4 protein-coding genes are annotated in these 3,769 nt (G+C 65.0%); all 4 read right to left on the bottom strand.

What is annotated here, in order from left to right; all coding sequences use genetic code 11:
* On the bottom strand, positions 1 to 639 hold a 639-nt coding region (locus WA702_RS30445), incomplete at its 3' end, for an NAD(P)-binding domain-containing protein (RefSeq protein ID WP_425114240.1).
* 3 nt (positions 640 to 642) lie between these two features.
* Positions 643 to 1,338 carry a 4-carboxy-4-hydroxy-2-oxoadipate aldolase/oxaloacetate decarboxylase gene (ligK, locus tag WA702_RS30440; RefSeq protein ID WP_425114239.1) on the bottom strand — a complete coding sequence of 232 codons (696 nt, stop codon included), beginning with the start codon at positions 1,336 to 1,338 and terminating at the stop codon, positions 643 to 645.
* Between the two features lie 15 nt (positions 1,339 to 1,353).
* Entirely contained in the window at positions 1,354 to 2,379 is a 1,026-nt protein-coding gene (locus WA702_RS30435; protein ID WP_425114238.1) for an amidohydrolase family protein, read from the bottom strand.
* Between the two features lie 282 nt (positions 2,380 to 2,661).
* A complete protein-coding gene (locus WA702_RS30430; RefSeq protein ID WP_425114237.1) occupies positions 2,662 to 3,561 on the bottom strand; it encodes a LysR family transcriptional regulator in 900 nt (299 codons plus the stop codon).
* Positions 3,562 to 3,769 lie beyond the last annotated feature (208 nt).

The raw sequence follows: 3,769 nt of genomic DNA, 5'->3' as shown, positions 1-3,769 counted from the left end.
GCCGAGCACCGCGTCCTCGACGCCATAGGCGCGTGCGGTGGTAAAGCTCTCGATCACCATGGCCTCAAGGCTCTTGATCATGATGCTGCGGCACATCTTGACCGCCGAGGACACGCCAAGCTCGTCGCTCGCGACCTTTGCCGCGAAGCCGAGCTCGACCAAAAGCGGCGCCAGCTCGCGCGCGCCTTCGCCGCCGAGCAGCAGCGGCACCTTGATCCGATACGGCGGCACCGAGGTCATCACGGCGCCCTCGACGTAACGGCCGCCAGCGCCGTCGATCAGCGCCGCCGCGCGCCGCTTGGCGCCGGGCGAGGCCGAGTTGAAGTCGAGAAACCAGGCGCCCTTTTTGATGGCCCCGACGCAGGCCTGCGCCACCGCCACGTCCTGGCTCGCGGTGACAGCCGAGACGATGAAGTCGGCCTGCGACGCCAGCTCGGCATGCGAGCCGGCCAAGGTCACGCCGATGCTGTCGGCATGCTCACGCAGCTGATAGCCGCGATCATCCGACAGCTTGATGTCGTAGGCGGAGACCCGCACGCCGTCCTTGCGGAGATCCTCGGCGAGGATCCGGCCGACCTCGCCATAGCCGATCAGCCCGACATGCCACTGGTTGGAAGAATTTGGGTTGGAAGCTGTCATGGATCAATCGATATATTTGAGCCCGGCCTTCGCCAGCGGCTCGCGCATCTTGTACATGTCGAGCCCGAGCACGCCCGATCCCAGCTTCTCGCGCTTCTCGCTCTCATTGGCCTCGCGCGCAGCGGCAGCTTCCGCCGCCTGATCGGCAATCGCGGCCGGCACCACAACGATGCCGTCGGGATCGGCGATCACGACGTCGCCCGGATTGACTGCAACGCCGGCGCAGACCACGGGAATGTTGACCGAGCCGAGCGTCGCCTTCACGGTGCCGCGCGCACTGATCGCGCGCGAGAACACCGGAAACTGCATCTCGGTAAGGTCAGCGACGTCGCGCACGCCGCCGTCGATCACCAGGCCCTTTGCCCCCCGTGCGCGGAAGCTGGTCGCCAGCAGATCGCCGAAGAAGCCGTCGGTGTTCTCGACCGTGCAGGCCGCGACCACGACGTCACCGGGCTGGATCTGCTCGGCCGCGACATGCATCATCCAATTGTCGCCGGGCTGCAGCAGCACGGTGACGGCCGTGCCGCACATCTTCGCGGTCGGATAGATCGGCCGCATGTAGCACTGCATCAGCCCGACGCGGCCCATCGCCTCATGGATGGTGGCGACGCCGAATTTGGCAAGCTTCTCGACCGCCGCCTTGTCGGCGCGGGTGATGTTTTTCTTGACGATGCCGAGATTGTTCATCGGTGTGCTCATGATGTCCTCTCTCGCCTACTTGCCCTGAGCCTTCAACGCGGCGTCGAGCCGCGGGAACACCCGCCGTGCATTGCCTTCGTAGATCTGGTGGCGCTGCTCAGCGGTCAGATTGGCGGCTTCGATATAACGCTTGGTGTCGTCGTAATAGAAGCCGGTCTCCGGATCGATGCCGCGGACCGCGCCGATCATCTCGGAGGCGAACAGGATGTTGTCGACCGGGATCACCTTGGTGAGCAGGTCTATGCCGGGCTGATGATAGACGCAGGTGTCGAAGAAGATGTTCTTCAGCAGGTGGTCCTTCAACAGCGGCTTCTTCATTTCCTGCGCCAGCCCGCGGAAGCGGCCCCAGTGATACGGCACCGCGCCGCCGCCGTGGGGGATCAGGAATTTCAGCGTCGGAAAATCTTTGAACAGGTCCGAGGTCAGGCATTGCATGAAGGCCGTGGTGTCGGCGTTCAGATAATGCGCGCCCGTGGTGTGGAAGCAGGCATTGCAACTGGTCGAGACGTGGATCATCGCCGGGATGTCCAGCTCGACCATCTTCTCATAGATCGGATACCACTGCTTGTCGGACAGCGGCGGCGAGGTCCAATGGCCGCCCGACGGATCGGGATTCAGATTGATGCCGACCATGCCGTAGTCCTTGATACATTTCTCGATCTCGGGAAGGCAGGTCTTGGGATCGACGCCCGGCGACTGCGGCAGCATGGCGACCCCGATGAAATTGTCGGGAAACAGCTTGCTGACGCGATAGCAGAGCTCGTTGCAGATCGCGGCCCAGGTCGAGGACACCTGGAAGTCGCCGATATGGTGGGCCATGAAGCTGGCGCGCGGCGAGAACACGGTGAGGTCGCTGCCGCGCTCCTTCATCTTCTTGAGCTGGTTGCTCTCGATGCTCTCGCGCAGTTCGTCGTCGCTGATCTTGAGCTCGGACGCCCTGGGCATCACGCTGGGGTCCTTGATGCCCGCGATCTGGCGGTTGCGCCAATCCTCCAGCGCCTTCGGCGCCGTGGTGTAGTGGCCGTGCACGTCGATGATCACTTGGCAGTCTCCTCAACCAGCGGATGCGTTTGCCTGCATCCGTTCTGTCTCACGCCTCTGGTGCAGAGCGTCGCATAGGCTTCTGTCTGTTCCGCGGCAAGAGCGCGCTGCGGCCCTGCGGGCGGAAGCGCTCCGCGGCCTTGAGTCGCCGGCCGGATTCGACGATGCTAGCCTGTACTTTGACGCCTCGGCGCTGTTCCCGCCAGCGTCGGCCGCCTATAACAGATATTACAATATGGCATGACCTTTCACGCGAGCCATGCTGAAACGGGATTGGAACGATTATGGCTTGAGCTTGCGGATCAGGTGTGAGGCCATCGTCATGGTTCGCTCGCCGAGCGGTGTCGGCCGCTTGTGCGCCGAGGTGACCAGGCACAGCACGCTGGTCGGAGTCGGATCGACCAGCCGGCGGATCGCGAGCTGCGCGCCACGGCCGGAGGCCGCTACGCCGCTCGCGGTCAGTACCGCATGGCCATAGCCGGCGCAGACCAGATCGATGATCGAGGGCACGCTCGACACCTCCCAGGCGATGTCGAGCTTGATCCCGGCCAGCGCCGCCTGGGTTTCGAGCAGCCGCCGCACCGCGTGCACCCGCTCCGGTACGATCAGCCGGTAGCGTGACAGCTCGGCCATCGGCAGCGGCGTGGTGACGCGCCGCTTGCCCTTCGGTGCATGGCTGACCAGACCGAGCGCCTCCTGCAACAGCGGCGTGATCTCGAGCCCGGGCTGCGCCTCCGGATTGTAGACCATGCCGACATCGATGCGGCCGGTCGTCACCCATTCGACGATATGGGTGGACAGCCCTTCGACGATCGCGAGCCGCGCCGCCGGCAGCTCCTTCCTGAAGCGGTCGATCAGCGGCAGCGTGAGCTGGCGCCCGATGCTCGGCGGCAGCCCGATGGTGACGCGGCCGACCGGTGCATCGCGGCTGGCGCCGAGATCCTCGCGCGCGTGCGAGACCAGTTGCAGCACCGCGACCGAGTGATCGAACAGCCGCTTGCCCGCATCAGTGAGCGCGACACCGCGGCCATTGCGCGCGAACAATTGCTGCTTCAACTCGGTCTCCAATGCCCGCACCTGACGCGACAGCGCCGGCTGCGCCACGTCGAGCACGCTCGCAGCCTTGCTGAACGAGCCGAGCTCGGCGACCTGAACGAAATATTCGAGCTGCTTGAGGTTCATGGGCGGGGCCGCGCGAAAAATGCGAGACGGCAGCCTGCCTCGGCATCGGCGGTATTCCCCTCTCCCCTTGTGGGAGAGGGTGGCGCGATCGATCGTAGCGAGATCGCGACGGGTGAGGGGTCTGCATCCGCGGGGACAGACCCCTCACCCGTCGCCGAGCTGACGCTCGTCGCCACCCTCTCCCGCAAGGGGAGAGGGTGCAGCGAAC

It is taken from the genome of Bradyrhizobium sp., assembly GCF_049798375.1.
Lineage (GTDB): Bacteria > Pseudomonadota > Alphaproteobacteria > Rhizobiales > Xanthobacteraceae > Bradyrhizobium.
The sequence above is the reverse complement of the archived record's forward strand: the minus strand, read 5'-3'. Positions and strand labels throughout refer to the sequence as shown.

Bases quoted from the DNA above. Each gene is read 5' to 3' on its own strand.
- ligK (WP_425114239.1), bottom strand. From the start codon at position 1,338: ATGAGCACACCGATGAACAATCTCGGCATCGTCAAGAAAAACATCACC.
- WA702_RS30430 (WP_425114237.1), bottom strand. From the start codon at position 3,561: ATGAACCTCAAGCAGCTCGAATATTTCGTTCAGGTCGCCGAGCTCGGC.